The sequence below is a fragment of the Campylobacter concisus genome (assembly GCF_003048775.2).
Lineage (GTDB): Bacteria > Campylobacterota > Campylobacteria > Campylobacterales > Campylobacteraceae > Campylobacter_A > Campylobacter_A concisus_I.
Genome location: NZ_CP049272.1, coordinates 1,668,547 through 1,682,422 on the forward strand (window position 1 = coordinate 1,668,547; position 13,876 = coordinate 1,682,422).

9 protein-coding genes, 2 tRNA genes and 3 rRNA genes are annotated in these 13,876 nt (G+C 40.4%); 5 read left to right on the top strand and 9 right to left on the bottom strand.

The features are described from left to right. Positions 1–52 precede the first annotated feature (52 nt). A complete protein-coding gene (locus CVT17_RS08335; RefSeq protein ID WP_021091682.1) occupies positions 53–310 on the top strand; it encodes a SemiSWEET family transporter in 258 nt (85 codons plus the stop codon). 466 nt (positions 311–776) lie between these two features. On the opposite strand, the gene leuC is transcribed toward CVT17_RS08335, so the two are convergent. Together leuC and CVT17_RS08345 are read right to left on the bottom strand one after the other, a co-directional pair. After that, entirely contained in the window at positions 777–2,042 is a 1,266-nt protein-coding gene (gene leuC, locus CVT17_RS08340) for a 3-isopropylmalate dehydratase large subunit (RefSeq protein WP_107770556.1), read from the bottom strand. An 84-nt stretch (positions 2,043–2,126) separates the two neighbouring features. After that, a complete protein-coding gene (locus CVT17_RS08345; protein WP_107858939.1) occupies positions 2,127–4,244 on the bottom strand; it encodes a TonB-dependent siderophore receptor in 2,118 nt (705 codons plus the stop codon). A gap of 231 nt (positions 4,245–4,475) precedes the next feature. Between CVT17_RS08345 and CVT17_RS08350 the strand changes: the two genes are divergently transcribed. The 3 genes from CVT17_RS08350 to CVT17_RS09395 are packed head-to-tail and all read left to right on the top strand — an operon-like array spanning position 4,476 to position 6,409. Next, on the top strand, positions 4,476–5,798 hold the full coding sequence (locus CVT17_RS08350; RefSeq protein WP_107858978.1) for an NFACT RNA binding domain-containing protein: 1,323 nt from the start codon (positions 4,476–4,478) through the stop codon (positions 5,796–5,798). A gap of 3 nt (positions 5,799–5,801) precedes the next feature. Continuing rightward, a complete protein-coding gene (locus CVT17_RS08355) occupies positions 5,802–6,146 on the top strand; it encodes a hypothetical protein (RefSeq protein ID WP_107858938.1) in 345 nt (114 codons plus the stop codon). Further along, the gene (locus CVT17_RS09395; protein WP_230853334.1) at positions 6,146–6,409 is read left to right on the top strand and encodes an Rrf2 family transcriptional regulator; all 264 of its coding nucleotides are present in this window, start codon (positions 6,146–6,148) and stop codon (positions 6,407–6,409) included. The genes CVT17_RS08355 and CVT17_RS09395 overlap by 1 nt, the downstream gene beginning before the upstream one ends. A gap of 149 nt (positions 6,410–6,558) precedes the next feature. On the opposite strand, the gene CVT17_RS09615 is transcribed toward CVT17_RS09395, so the two are convergent. The 7 genes from CVT17_RS09615 to CVT17_RS08390 all read right to left on the bottom strand — a co-directional run bounded on the left by CVT17_RS09615 (position 6,559) and on the right by CVT17_RS08390 (position 13,301). Next, positions 6,559–7,002: a ComEA family DNA-binding protein gene (locus CVT17_RS09615; protein ID WP_107770208.1), complete on the bottom strand. Its 444-nt coding sequence runs from the start codon at positions 7,000–7,002 to the stop codon at positions 6,559–6,561. A 224-nt stretch (positions 7,003–7,226) separates the two neighbouring features. Next, positions 7,227–7,345: ribosomal RNA gene (gene rrf / locus CVT17_RS08365) — 5S ribosomal RNA — on the bottom strand. 133 nt (positions 7,346–7,478) lie between these two features. Further along, positions 7,479–10,382 (bottom strand): 23S ribosomal RNA (locus CVT17_RS08370). A gap of 326 nt (positions 10,383–10,708) precedes the next feature. Then, positions 10,709–10,784 (bottom strand) — tRNA-Ala (locus CVT17_RS08375). A 12-nt stretch (positions 10,785–10,796) separates the two neighbouring features. Then, positions 10,797–10,873, bottom strand: a tRNA-Ile gene (locus tag CVT17_RS08380). A gap of 94 nt (positions 10,874–10,967) precedes the next feature. Further along, positions 10,968–12,478, bottom strand: a 16S ribosomal RNA gene (locus tag CVT17_RS08385). Together the 16S, 23S and 5S rRNA genes with 2 tRNA genes alongside form the textbook arrangement of a ribosomal RNA operon. A 448-nt stretch (positions 12,479–12,926) precedes the next feature. Beyond that, positions 12,927–13,301: a RidA family protein gene (locus CVT17_RS08390; RefSeq protein WP_107770866.1), complete on the bottom strand. Its 375-nt coding sequence runs from the start codon at positions 13,299–13,301 to the stop codon at positions 12,927–12,929. A 96-nt stretch (positions 13,302–13,397) separates the two neighbouring features. Here CVT17_RS08390 and CVT17_RS08395 point away from each other — a divergent pair, with 96 nt between their 5' ends. Further along, positions 13,398–13,871, top strand: a complete 474-nt coding sequence (locus CVT17_RS08395; protein WP_084041562.1) for a cysteine permease — start codon at positions 13,398–13,400, stop codon at positions 13,869–13,871. The last annotated feature ends 5 nt before the right edge of the window (positions 13,872–13,876 follow it).

The following is a 13,876-nucleotide window of genomic DNA, read 5'->3' on the forward strand; positions in this document are numbered from 1 at the left end:
GCTTGCTATGATTAAAAAAAGATATAATGGCGCTTTTATTTAAGGAGAAGCAATGAGCGAAAAAAATCTACAAATTTTAGGCTGGATCGGCACATGCCTATCAGTTGTTATGTACTTTTCATACATCCCACAAATAATGGGTAATCTTGACGGCAACAAGACGCCTTTTATACAGCCACTAGCGGCTGCACTAAACTGCACAATCTGGACAAGTTACGGACTATTAAAAGCTAAAAAAGACTATCCACTTTCTGCTGCAAACTTCCCAGGTATAATCTTTGGTCTTTTGGCAACTATAACAGCGTTTTAATACGCTAATAAAGCCGGTAAATTTGCAAAAAATAGCGGGATTTACCGGTTAAATTAATCCATACAAATACTTTCAAATTTCTTTAATATTTCACAAATAAAACTAGATATTGAAATAAAAATTTCATAAAAATTTGTCAAATCTTGTCAAAAACGTAAGGCAAAGTATCGTGAGATGGGTTAAGGACTTTGTGCCCCTTGCGGTCGCAACTACAAGCAGAAGCGACATAAAAATTTAGCAAAGATAAGACAATTTAGTCTATTGAGCTAAATTTTTATTAGCTCCGTTAAAAACACTCGCGATACGAGGCGCTTTCAAAATTTATTTAATTATATAAACAAATCGGGTGGCAAGATTCCAAGATAGATTTGGATGTTGTGACGAAACTTTTCACACAGGATAAAACATCTAGTTTATCGAAGTGTGAAAATTTCTAACTCATTCAAAGATACTTAAAAGCTAACGCCTATAAGTCCCTTGGATCGGCGATTTTACCTGCTATGGCTGAAGCCGCTACAACTGCTGAGTTGGCTAGATAAATTTCACTCGTTCTATCGCCCATACGTCCGACAAAATTTCTATTTGTCGTCGAGATACAGCGCTCATTTGCACCTAAAATTCCCATATATCCGCCAAGACAAGCTCCACATGTTGGGTTACTCACAACTGCTCCTGCTTCGATGAAAATGTCGATTAAGCCCTCTTTCTCGGCAGCTCTTGCGATCTTTTGTGTCGCTGGAGTGATGATGAGCCTTGTCTTGCGAGCTACTTTTTTGCCTTTTAGGATCTGCGCTGCGATGCGAAGGTCGCTTAGACGGCCATTTGTACATGAGCCGATAAATGCCTGATCGATAGCTAGATCGTCACTAACCGCCTGTCTTACGCTCTTGCCGTTGCTTGGCAAAAATGGATATGCGATGACTGGATCGAGGTTTGTGACATCTATCTCTAAAATTTTGTCATATTTTGCGCCCTCGTCTGAGTAGAAAAATTTTGGTTTATCGCGTAAATTTTTATCTTTTAAAAACTCTTTTGTGATCTCATCAACCGCGATGATACCGCTCTTTGCGCCAGCTTCGATCGCCATGTTACACATTGAAAATCTATCATCCATGCTAAGAGCGTCTATCACCTCGCCACTAAACTCAAGCGCCTTGTAAAGTGCGCCATCAACGCCTATTTGGCGGATGATCTCAAGGATAAGATCCTTGCCATAAACGTGCCTATCAAGTTTGCCTCTAAAGACGACTTTGATACTCTCAGGCACTTTAAACCAGTTTTTGCCAGTGATCATCGCATAAGCTAGGTCGGTGCTGCCCATGCCAGTACTAAACGCTCCAAGAGCGCCGTGCGTACAGGTGTGGCTGTCTGCGCCGATGATGACGTCGCCTGGGATGACTAGCCCTTTTTCAGGCAAAAGCGCGTGCTCGATGCCCATATCTTTTTCATCAAAATAGTTTTTAAGGTCGTGTTTGTAGGCAAATTCGCGTGAAATTTTAGCTTGATTTGCGCTTAGGATGTCCTTTGTCGGGATGTAGTGATCCATAACGATGGCAAAGCCGTCTGAGTTGGCTAGCTTTTTAGCACCGCTTCGCTCAAACTGCTTGATCGAAATAGGCGTCGTGATGTCGTTGCCTATGATCATATCGATCTTACTTTCGATGATCTCTCCTGCGCTTACCTCTTTGCCAACGTGATCTGAAAATATTTTCTCGGTAATAGTTTGTTTCATAAATTTCCTTTAAATTTTTGAGGCGATTTTAACGAAAATTGCTAAATTTAAAGAAAATTTACTAAGCCAAAAGGCCTAGTAAATTTAGAATTTAACGCTAGCTGTTAGCATAAACTGGCGAGCATAGCCCGGTTGTATCGGTATGATATTAGCCTGCGTGCCGGTCGATGAGGACGTATAATAAAGCTTGTCGGTCAAGTTTTTGACGTTAAACGAGAAATTTGTCTCGTAGCCCGCGATCTTGGTATCGTAGCTGATGAAAGCATCATAAACAACTGCACTATCCATCTTAAATGCCGTTCCTGCTGGTACGGCAGATAAATTTGTCCTCATATAGTATGTATACCACGAGCCAAAATATCTAGCTCCACCGCCGATCCTTAGACCTTTTACGCCTAGGTGGCTAAAGTCGTAGTTGGCAAAGAGGCTGGCTTGGTGCTTTGGCGTAGCTTCTAGCGGTTTGCCCACTAGCACGGCAAACGCTCCGCTATCCTTGCGCACCTCGGTTTTAGTGTACGCGTAGCTAGCGCCCACGCTTAGCCCTTGTGTCACGCGGCCGTTAAAGTCAAACTCAAATCCTCTAGAGCGCGCCTCGCCCACTGGCGTACTCACGCTATTTACGGTGCGCATGATGTTTTTCTTATTGATATTAAAAACCGCCGCGCTAGCCGTTATGCTATCGTTTTGAAATTTAGTTCCCAGCTCTATGCTTTTGCCTTCTTCGGGCTTTATGTCGCCGATGTCGTCGCCGCTGATCGCCATTTGCGGGCTAAAGCTTTGCGCGTAGTTGGTATAAACAGACCACTGAGGCGTTAGTAGATATAAAAGTCCAGTTTGCCACGTAAATTTACCATCTTGCTGATCTGTGCTATTTGGTCCACTAGTTGTGCCGCGAGCTACTTGGTCGTAGTATTCATACCTAGTTCCTAAAGAGTAGATTAAGTTTTCAGTTAAATTTATGCTATCTTGTGCGTAAAATCCGATAGTTTTTAGCTTTTGATACTGGATGCTTGACTCCCTGGCAGTTGGTAGTCCTACTCTTCCATAGATAGGATGATATATGTTTATGCTTAAGTGGTTACCCGTATCTTTTAGGCCGCCTGGTCTATAGCGGTAGTACTCCTTTGCGTCGATGCCAAAGAGCAAGTTGTGTTCTATCTCACCTGTTTTAACATAGCCGTTTAAATTTAGTGATCCAGCATGCGTGCGGTGGATAAATCCGTCATACGCCTCGTTTCGTCTAGCCGCAACGCCCGTATTTAAATTTACGTTCATTAGCCTGATATGACCGTATTCGTGCTTTGAGCGAGAAAACGCGTAAGCGCCCTTTAGTAGCCAGTTTTCACCGAGATTTTTCTCGAAATTTACATCTAGCGTGTCAAGCTTTGTTTTTAGCTTATTAAATGGCTCGTCAAGGCGTCTTTTTTTATCTATGGGTAGTAGTTTTCCAGTGCTTGGAATGAGATACATACCGCGGTCGATCGGATCGGTCGAGTGTGTGCGCGCATAGGCCAAATTTATGCGGTAGTCGTCACCTTTATACGAAAGTGATGGTGCAAAGAGAACGTTTTTATATTCGCCAAACTCTCTCCAGTAGTCCTTTTGCATCGTATCAAATATAAATCTATACGCAAATCCACTCTCCGCAATAGGCCCTGTGGTATCAAAGCCTGTATTCCAGTAGTTGCGGTTGCCGATGCCCGCCCAAATTTCGTTTGAGAAGTCGTATTTTGGCTTTTTGGTAACCATATTTATGATGCCGCCAGGTTCTTGCGCGCCGTAGAGCAAGCTAGCCGGGCCTTTTAGCACCTCGACACTTTCTACGGTTTTATTAAAGCTATGCATGACGCTAGCCGGTACGCCGTTTCGCATGATCGAGCCGTCGCGTCCGCCGCCAAATCCCCTTTTTATGATCGAGTCAAAGATACCGCCCGTGGTGTTGCCGTAGCTAATGCCGCTCACGTTTTGAAGGCTTTCGGCTAGAGTCTCGGGTTTTTTATCCTTTAGCTGTTGTTGCGTCACGACGTTTACCGTCTGCGGGATCTCCAAAATAGGCGTATTTGTCTTACCCACCTCACTCGTTGTGGCTCTGTAGCCATCGTCTGCGCTATCTTCAATGCTGATGCCATCTAAGCTTACATCAGCAGCATTTAAAGCAGAAATAGCAAAACAAAGTACCGCACTAATGCGAAATTTATTCATCTATTATTCCTTAAAATTTTAATATTATAAAAACGGTTATCATTATATATAAACAAAATTTAAATTTTTATGAAAAAATTTACGAAAAATTTATATTTCAATAACATTACAAATGAAGCATTTTTAAAATTAAAAACAAGACCATAAAAACAGATTTTTACTATTCTGTCACAAAGAGCGATGAAGCTTTTGTTAAAACATTTTTGCAACATTTCTGATATAATCTTTAGCATGAAGTACGCACATTTAGTTCAAATAGCAAGTTATTTATCAAATTTTACAAAGATAAACCAAGCAAAACGCATTAATGATATGACCATTTTAATCGAATTTAATGGCGAAAAGATCATTTTTGACCTAAATAAATCAAACTCTGCAATTTATAAAGACGATGAGCAAAAAGAGGCAAAAATTTATCAAGCGCCTTTTGATAATGTGCTAAAAAAGCGCTTTAACGCCTCGCATATAAAAAGCGTTGAATGCTTAAAAGATAATAGAATTTTAAAATTTATTTGTACGCAAAGTGGCTCATATAAAAGTGAAAATTTTATCCTCTATCTTGAATTTACTGGGCGTTTTACAAATGCTGTAATAACTGATGAAAATAACGTAATAATCGAGGCGTTAAGACATATCGATAATAGCTACCGAAAGATAGAAACTGGCGAAGTTTTAAGAGAGCTTCCAGCTATCACCATCAAAGAAAAACCGTGCGAACCCATAACTGACTTTGAAGCGTTTTTTAAAAGCGAAGCAGCTAGAGTAAATGAGTCCAGGATAGCTAGCTTAAAAGAGGCGAAGCTTGCAAGCGTGCAAAAAAAGATAGATAGCATGAGCGAAATTTTAAACTCACTTGAAGACAAAGATGAACTAATGAAAAAAAGCGAGGAAGCTTCGAATTTAGGATCGCTTTTGCTTGCAAATTTGGGAAATTTTAAGGGCTATGAGAGGGAAATTTGTCTGAAAGATTTTGATGGCAACGATATAAAACTAACTCTTGGCGACACACCAAAAAATAGTGCAAATGAGTTTTACACAAGATCAAAAAAATTTCGTGCAAAAGCCATTGGTGTAGATATAGAAAAGAGAAATTTGAAAGAAAAAATAGAGTTTTTTGAAGGATTAAAGTCTCTCTTAAAAGAAGCGAGCAGTCTTTATGAGCTTGAAATTTTAAGCCCAAAAAACAAGGCAAAACAAAGAGAGCGCCAGATAAAAGATGTGAGCGAAAATGCTGAAATTTTCTATGTCAGAGAGTTTAAAATCTTAGTTGGCAGAAACGAAAAAGGCAATATAAATTTACTTGATCTAGCCAAAAAAGACGACATCTGGCTTCATCTAAAAGACGTCCCAAGCGCTCACGTCATCATCAAGACAAACAAGAGCAAAGTGCCAGAAGATGTGCTAGAAATGGCAGCTAAATTCTGCGTGGAATTTAGTGTAAAGGGAGCTGGCAGGTACGAGGTAGACTATACTAAGCGTGAAAATTTAAAGCGTGAAAACGGCGCAAATGTCACTTATACGAACTATAAAACTATCATCATAAATAAAGGCTAAAAAATGGCTGTAACACCTTTAGGAAATAGTAACTTTATAAATCAAAATGCCCCAGTAGTATCGCAAGTGCATGCAAATCAACAAGCCAGATTTGATATGCAATCTTTGATGGCAGCTGAGCTTGCTACACAACAAAGTGAAGAGATCAAAGAGGTGCGTCCGATGGAAGAGTCTTATAAAATAGACCCTGAAAAGGAGCACGAACGCCAAAAAAGCGAAGAAGAAACAAGTGGGTTTGAGAGCGAAAAACAAAATTCAAGAGATAGTGACGAAAAAAATTTGGACGATATAGCAGATAATGAGGAAATAGTGCCTAGCGAACATCATACGCTTGACATAACTATTTGATGCCTAAACACCCCAGCTCCACAAACACCACGTCTCAAGTCAGTGATACTCCCCAACATCTAACCCTCCTTCAAATTTTTAACGCAGTAAATAATAAAGAAAAACTTTTCAAGATCCACTCTGACTCACCTAAAGCCTGCCCGCTTGGTAGCAAGATCGAAGGTCTCTTAACCACCCCCCTCCTAAAAGCACAAGAAGCTTTAGAGGATAGTTTAAGAAGCATTACTTTACAAGATCTATTAGATGAACTTATTAATTTGTAAACTTAAAAAGTAAGCAGATTAAGTTATAAGATTTAAAAAGTAGGCTGATATATAAAAAATCAATCTATTTTATTTATTAGGAACGCTATGCGCTCCTAACTATTTTTATGTATCTTTATGTAGGAATTTTTATAAATTTCTAGATTTTATTACTCTTTGCTTTTCTCTTTTTTAGCTTTACTCTTTTGTGCTTTATCTTTTAGCTTTTCTTTCTTATCTTTTATCTCTTTTATACTATCGTCTTTAACACTATCTTTTTTCTCTTTTACTTCATCACTCTTTTTACTTGCTTTTTCTTTTATCTCATCTTTTTTAGATTTTATTTTTGATTTTGTGTCATCTATCTTTGTAGTGCCTGATACTGATATATCTGATTTTAAATTTTCAAATGTCTTGTCGCCTATACCATTTACATTTTTTATGTCTTCTATTGAGTTAAATTTATTCGCTTTTCTATACTCTATTATTGCATCTGCCTTTGAAGATCCTATACCATCTAAACTCATTAACTCTTCTTTTGTGGCGGTGTTTAAATTTATGGCTGCTAGTAATGTAGAAGCTGCTGCTAATAGTGAGAATATAATCTTTTTCATTTTTGTCCTTTTTGGGTAAATTTGGGTTTGGAGTCTATCATATTTGGTGTTTTTAGTCAATACTCGCATAAAAGAGCATAAGCTAAAAGATATTTATAAACATAGAGATAAAAAGTCTGATTATTTAAAAAATAAATAAATATAAGATTTGATATTTTGTTATAAATTAAGAAATAATATTTTAAAAGATAATTGTTTAGACAAAGAAGATTAAAAATTAACAAAGCCCGCAACGACCTACTTTTCCAACATCCCAGTAAGGGAGAGTATCATCAGCCAGGACGAGCTTAGCTTCTTGGTTCGAGATGGAGCAAGGCGTTTCCTCGTCTGTATAGTCACGGGCAGTGTTAAATAAAAGATATATTAGATAAATCTCTTATTTAACACTACTTGATAAAGTTAAAAGTCATAAACAAAGTTTTGCAAAAACATATCTTATTAAGTTTTTATCCTTAACAAGGAAGTGATGCTTATAAAAAGATAAGCAGACGAGCTATTAGTACTGGTCAGCTAAAGGACTTTCATCCATTACACACCCAGCCTATCAAACACATAGTCTATATGAGCTCTTAAAAGAAGATTCATCTTGGAGTTGGCTTCCTGCTTAGATGCTTTCAGCAGTTATCACATCCCAACATAGCTACCGAGCGGTGCTCTTGGCAGAACAACTCGTACACCAGTGGTTGGTTCGACCCGGTCCTCTCGTACTAGGGTCAACTCTCCTCAATCTTCTTACGCCCACGGCAGATAGGGACCGAACTGTCTCACGACGTTCTGAACCCAGCTCGCGTACCGCTTTAAATGGCGAACAGCCATACCCTTGGGACCTGCTCCAGCCCCAGGATGCGATGAGCCGACATCGAGGTGCCAAACCTCCCCGTCGATGTGAGCTCTTGGGGGAGATCAGCCTGTTATCCCCGGGGTACCTTTTATCCTTTGAGCGATGGCCCTTCCACACAGAACCACCGGATCACTAAGACCGACTTTCGTCTCTGCTTGACGTGTATGTCTCGCAGTTAAGCTGGCTTATGCCTTTATACTCTACGAACGATTTCCAACCGTTCTGAGCCAACCTTTGTAAGCCTCCGTTACATTTTGGGAGGCGACCGCCCCAGTCAAACTACCCACCAGACATTGTCCTACTTGAGGATAACTCAAGCTAGTTAGCTATCAGAATAAAAAAGAGTGGTATCTCAACAATGGCTCACCATAAACTGGCGTCTATGGATCAAAGCCTCCCACCTATCCTGCACATTTTTATCCCAATAGCAGTGTCAAGCTGTAGTAAAGGTCCACGGGGTCTTTCCGTCTTGCCGCGGGTAGGAGGAATTTTCACCTCCACTACAATTTCACTGGATCCCTCTTCGAGACAGCTCCCATCTCGTTACGCCATTCATGCAGGTCGATATTTAATCGACAAGGAATTTCGCTACCTTAGGACCGTTATAGTTACGGCCGCCGTTTACTCGGGCTTCGATCAAACGCTTCGCAGAGCTAACGTCATCAATTAACCTTCGAGCACCGGGCAGGCGTCACACCCTATACATCCTCTTACGAGTTAGCAGAGTGCTGTGTTTTTGGTAAACAGTCGGGAGGGACTCTTTGTTGTAACCTTCAATGCTTACGGAGTAAATCCTTAACAAAGTTAGGCACACCTTATACCGAAGATACGGTGCTATTTTGCAGAGTTCCTTGAAGAGAGTTCTTCCACGCGCCTTAGAATACTCATCCCACCCACCTGTGTCGGTTTACGGTACGGGCAACTATAACTAAACTTAGAAACTTTTCTTGGCTCGACAGTATCGGCAATTCGCTATCCATTCCGAAGAACTTCAAACGCCTGTGGGGTCTCGGCTTAAAAAGATCCGGATTTGCCTGAATCTTAACCTACACCTTTCGACTAGCACTACCATCCGCTAGCTTGCTTAACTCTAAGCGTCCTTCCATCGCACATTATAGTTGGCATTGGAATATTAACCAATTTTCCATCGCATACCCCTTTCGGACTTTGCTTAGGACCCGGCTAACCCTACGATGACGAGCATCGCGTAGGAAACCTTGGGTTTACGGCGTTGGGGATTCTCACCCCAATTATCGCTACTCATGCCTGCATGCTCACTTGTATTCGCTCCAGCACTCCTTACCGGTATACCTTCAACGCAAATACAACGCTCTCCTACCACTTAGTAAAACTAAGTCTAAAGCTTCGGTACTCATTTTAGCCCCGTTATATTTTCCGCGCAGAATCACTAGACCAGTGAGCTATTACGCTTTCTTTAAAGGATGGCTGCTTCTAAGCCAACCTCCTGGTTGTTTAAGTAACTCCACATCGTTTTCCACTTAAATGAGATTTAGGGACCTTAGCTGTTAGTCTGGGTTGTTCCCCTCTCGACGACGGATTTTATCACTCGCCGCCTGACTGCCATGATTACACACTAGGTATTCGGAGTTTGATAGGGTTTGGTACATTGGTGTATGCCCTAGCCCATTCAGTGCTCTACCCCCTAGTGTTACTACATGACGCTATACCTAAATATATTTCGGAGAGAACCAGCTATCACGATGTTTGATTGGCCTTTCACCCCTATCCACAAGTCATCCCATAGCTTTTCAACGCTAGCGGGTTCGGTCCTCCACCGGCTCTTACACCGGTTTCAACCTGCTCATGGATAGATCACATCGTTTCGGGTCTGCAACGTCTGACTAAACGCCCTATTAAGACTCGCTTTCGCTACGGCTCCGGGTTTCCTTAACCTTGCCAGACATCACAACTCGCAGGCTCATTATGCAAAAGGCAGTCCATCACCCTGATAAATCATAGGGCTCTGAATGATTGTAAGCAAATGGTTTCAGGTTCTATTTCACTCTGATCACCTCAGTTCTTTTCACCTTTCCCTCACGGTACTTGTGCACTATCGGTCTAGTAGTAGTATTTAGGGTTGGATAGTGGTCTACCCAGCTTCAGACAGAATATCACGTGTTCCGCCCTACTCAGGATACTGCTAAGTAAAACAAAGCTTTCATATACGGGAGTATCACCCTCTATGCTTAATCTTTCCAAATTATTCTATTAGCTAAGTTTAGTCTATATTGCAGTCCTACAACCCCGTTAGTAAACTAACGGTTTGCCCTCTTACGCGTTCGCTCGCCGCTACTAGCGTAATCTCTTTTGATTTCTTTTCCTGAGGGTACTAAGATGTTTCAATTCCCCTCGTTCGCTCCATATTAGGTAGTTAAGCTCGCGCTTAACTGGGTTGCCCCATTCAGAAATTCCCGGATCAAAGCCCCTTGACGGCTCCCCGAGACTTATCGCAGCCTGGCACGTCTTTCATCGCCTCTACTAGCCAAGGCATCCACCACTTGCTCTTTGTAGCTTACCTTTTCTATATTAGATTATTCTAATTCGCATCACTTCCTTGTTAAAGATAACTTTATGTTACTAAATTTAAATCCCAGCTCTCAAGACGGAAAGCATTGACTACTATTTAGATAAGTTTTAAATCCTAAATAGATTGTGATGTCAAACTTTTGCATTAAATGCAAAGAGAATAGAAATTTAAATCTTTAACAAGTCCTGTAAAATTGTTTTTAAAACTTGCTTGTGACTATTAACAATATTAATTAAAAGAACATTTAGACAAAAGTCTAATTAGAAAGTTTAATTTTTAAGCTCTCTAATTAGACTTAATATAGTTAAACTATTTTATGGTGGAGAATAGCGGGATCGAACCGCTGACCTCCTGCGTGCAAAGCAGGCGCTCTCCCAGCTGAGCTAATTCCCCAATTAAATTCTCTGGTGGGCCTAACAAGACTTGAACTTGTGACCTCACCCTTATCAGGGGTGCACTCTAACCAGCTGAGCTATAGGCCCCTATAGGTCTATCAATCTTTCAAAACTAAACAAGGATGATTGAGAATATCTTTCTTATAGATATCTTGTGAGAGAATATCTATATGTACTCTAGAAAGGAGGTGATCCAACCGCAGGTTCTCCTACGGTTACCTTGTTACGACTTCACCCCAGTCGCTGATTCCACTGTGGACGGTAACTAATTTAGTATTCCGGCTTCGAGTGAAATCAACTCCCATGGTGTGACGGGCGGTGAGTACAAGACCCGGGAACGTATTCACCGTAGCATGGCTGATCTACGATTACTAGCGATTCCGGCTTCATGGAGTCGAGTTGCAGACTCCAATCCGAACTGGGACATATTTTATAGATTTGCTCCATCTCGCGATATTGCTTCTCATTGTATATGCCATTGTAGCACGTGTGTCGCCCCGGACATAAGGGCCATGATGACTTGACGTCGTCCACACCTTCCTCCTCCTTACGAAGGCAGTCTCATTAGAGTGCTCAGCCGAACTGTTAGCAACTAATGACGTGGGTTGCGCTCGTTGCGGGACTTAACCCAACATCTCACGACACGAGCTGACGACAGCCGTGCAGCACCTGTCTTAACATTTCTGCAAGCAGACACTCTTCTATCTCTAGATGATTTGTTAGATATCAAGTCCGGGTAAGGTTCTTCGCGTATCTTCGAATTAAACCACATGCTCCACCGCTTGTGCGGGTCCCCGTCTATTCCTTTGAGTTTTAATCTTGCGACCGTACTCCCCAGGCGGTATACTTAATCCGTTAGGTGCATTACTGCCAAGACTAGCTTAGCAACAACTAGTATACATCGTTTAGGGCGTGGACTACCAGGGTATCTAATCCTGTTTGCTCCCCACGCTTTCACGCATTAGCGTCAGTTGAGTTCCAGCAGATCGCCTTCGCAATGGGTATTCCTGGTGATCTCTACGGATTTTACCCCTACACCACCAATTCCATCTGCCTCTCCCTCACTCTAGATTACCAGTTTCCCAAGCAGTTCTATGGTTAAGCCATAGGATTTCACAAGAGACTTGATAATCCGCCTACGCGTCCTTTACGCCCAGTGATTCCGAGTAACGCTTGCACCCTCCGTATTACCGCGGCTGCTGGCACGGAGTTAGCCGGTGCTTATTCGTTAGGTACCGTCATTGTTCTTCCCTAACAAAAGGAGTTTACGCTCCGAAAAGTGTCATCCTCCACGCGGCGTTGCTGCTTCAGGGTTTCCCCCATTGAGCAATATTCCCTACTGCTGCCTCCCGTAGGAGTCTGGACCGTGTCTCAGTTCCAGTGTGACTGATCATCCTCTCAGACCAGTTATGCGTCATAGCCTTGGTGAGCCATTACCTCACCAACTAGCTGATACAATATAGCCTCATCCTACACCGAAAAACTTTCCCTATCTAACTTATGTAAGACAGGAGTATAGAGTATTAGCAGCCGTTTCCAACTGTTGTCCTCTAGTGTAGGGCAGATTAGCTATACATTACTCACCCGTGCGCCACTAACTCATAAGAGCAAGCTCTTACTTGTCCGTTCGACTTGCATGTATTAGGCACGCCGCCAGCGTTCACTCTGAGCCAGGATCAAACTCTCCATATTAATTACCTAGCAAAATTTATTTGATAGGATTTTATTATGAAGTTTTTAATCAAAAAAACTTTTAGTTTTATTTATTAGTTTGTCTAATCTATTATAATTATAAAATAATAGACTGGCTCAATCGATCACTTGTTTAGATTTCAAAGATTGACTAATAGTTTAACAATTGTAAATTAAAAGAACAACGATAAAAAGAAAAGGCTTTATTAACCAATGAAGTTAAAGGTGGTTTCTCGTTTCGTGAGCTGGAATTATATACGAGTAATACTTAAAGATAGTTGAAATAATTAGGGAATTTGAGAAAAAATTGTTGGATGTTTTAAAAATTTAAATTGTGTATTTTTATTAGTGGGTTTATAGGGTTTAGTTTTTGAAGTATAATTTTGGAGAGTTTTGCTCTCCATTATATTAAATATTAAAATATGTGTATAACTTTTATATAATGTTATTAATAAGCTACAATAAGCTCTATTTCCACAAGTGCGTCTTTTGGCAAGGTCTTAACAGCTACTGTACTTCTAGCAGGATAAGGCTCTTTAAAAAATTTAGCATACACATTATTTACTTTAACAAAATCTGCCATATCTGCTAGAAATATTGTAGTCTTTACAGCATTATCAAAAGTAAGTCCTGCTTCAGCCAAGATATTTTTTAAATTTTCAAGTGATTGCTCAGCTTGGGCCTCTACACTACTACCTGCAAACTCACCCGCTGGTGTGACACCAAGCTGACCTGAGATAAATAAAAATCCATTTGCGCTAATAGCTTGAGAATATGGCCCAATCGCTTGTGGAGCTTTTTTTGTTGAGATTTGTTTTTTCATATTTTCTCCTTTTGAAATTTTTTAAAATCCTACTATAAATTTTCTAAATTTTTAGTCTCCAAAAGCTATAATGGACAAAATTTCAAAAGGATGAAGATGCAAAATATACTCGCACCAAATGAGTTTTTAGATGATTATGTACTCGGTGCTGAGTTAGCTAAAAATGCCGGCATCTCATCAAATGCTTATCTTTTTTGGAAAAATGTCATAAGTGCTAAATTTGAAAACTCAAGAATAGTTTTTCTTAGAAAAAATAGCATTCCAGTCAAATTTCAAAACATTATAAAAACCTGCACACCTTTAAATGGCCTTATTCCAACAGGCGTATTTTGCTCTTTTACTTCGCTTGCTCCATCTCATCTTGTAGCAAAAAATGGCTCTAAGATATACGAGCTCTTTAAATTTTATGAGATTTGCGGTATCAAATTTATAGACTTGAAGAAATTTTATGATGATTTTAATCTTAGCTATTCTTATAGAATTTATATTGAAAAATGCAAATTTTTCTCACCTGCTCCATTTGAAAAACGCATAAAATTAACTGAAACGATGTGTCTTGGATATTACTAAAGTCC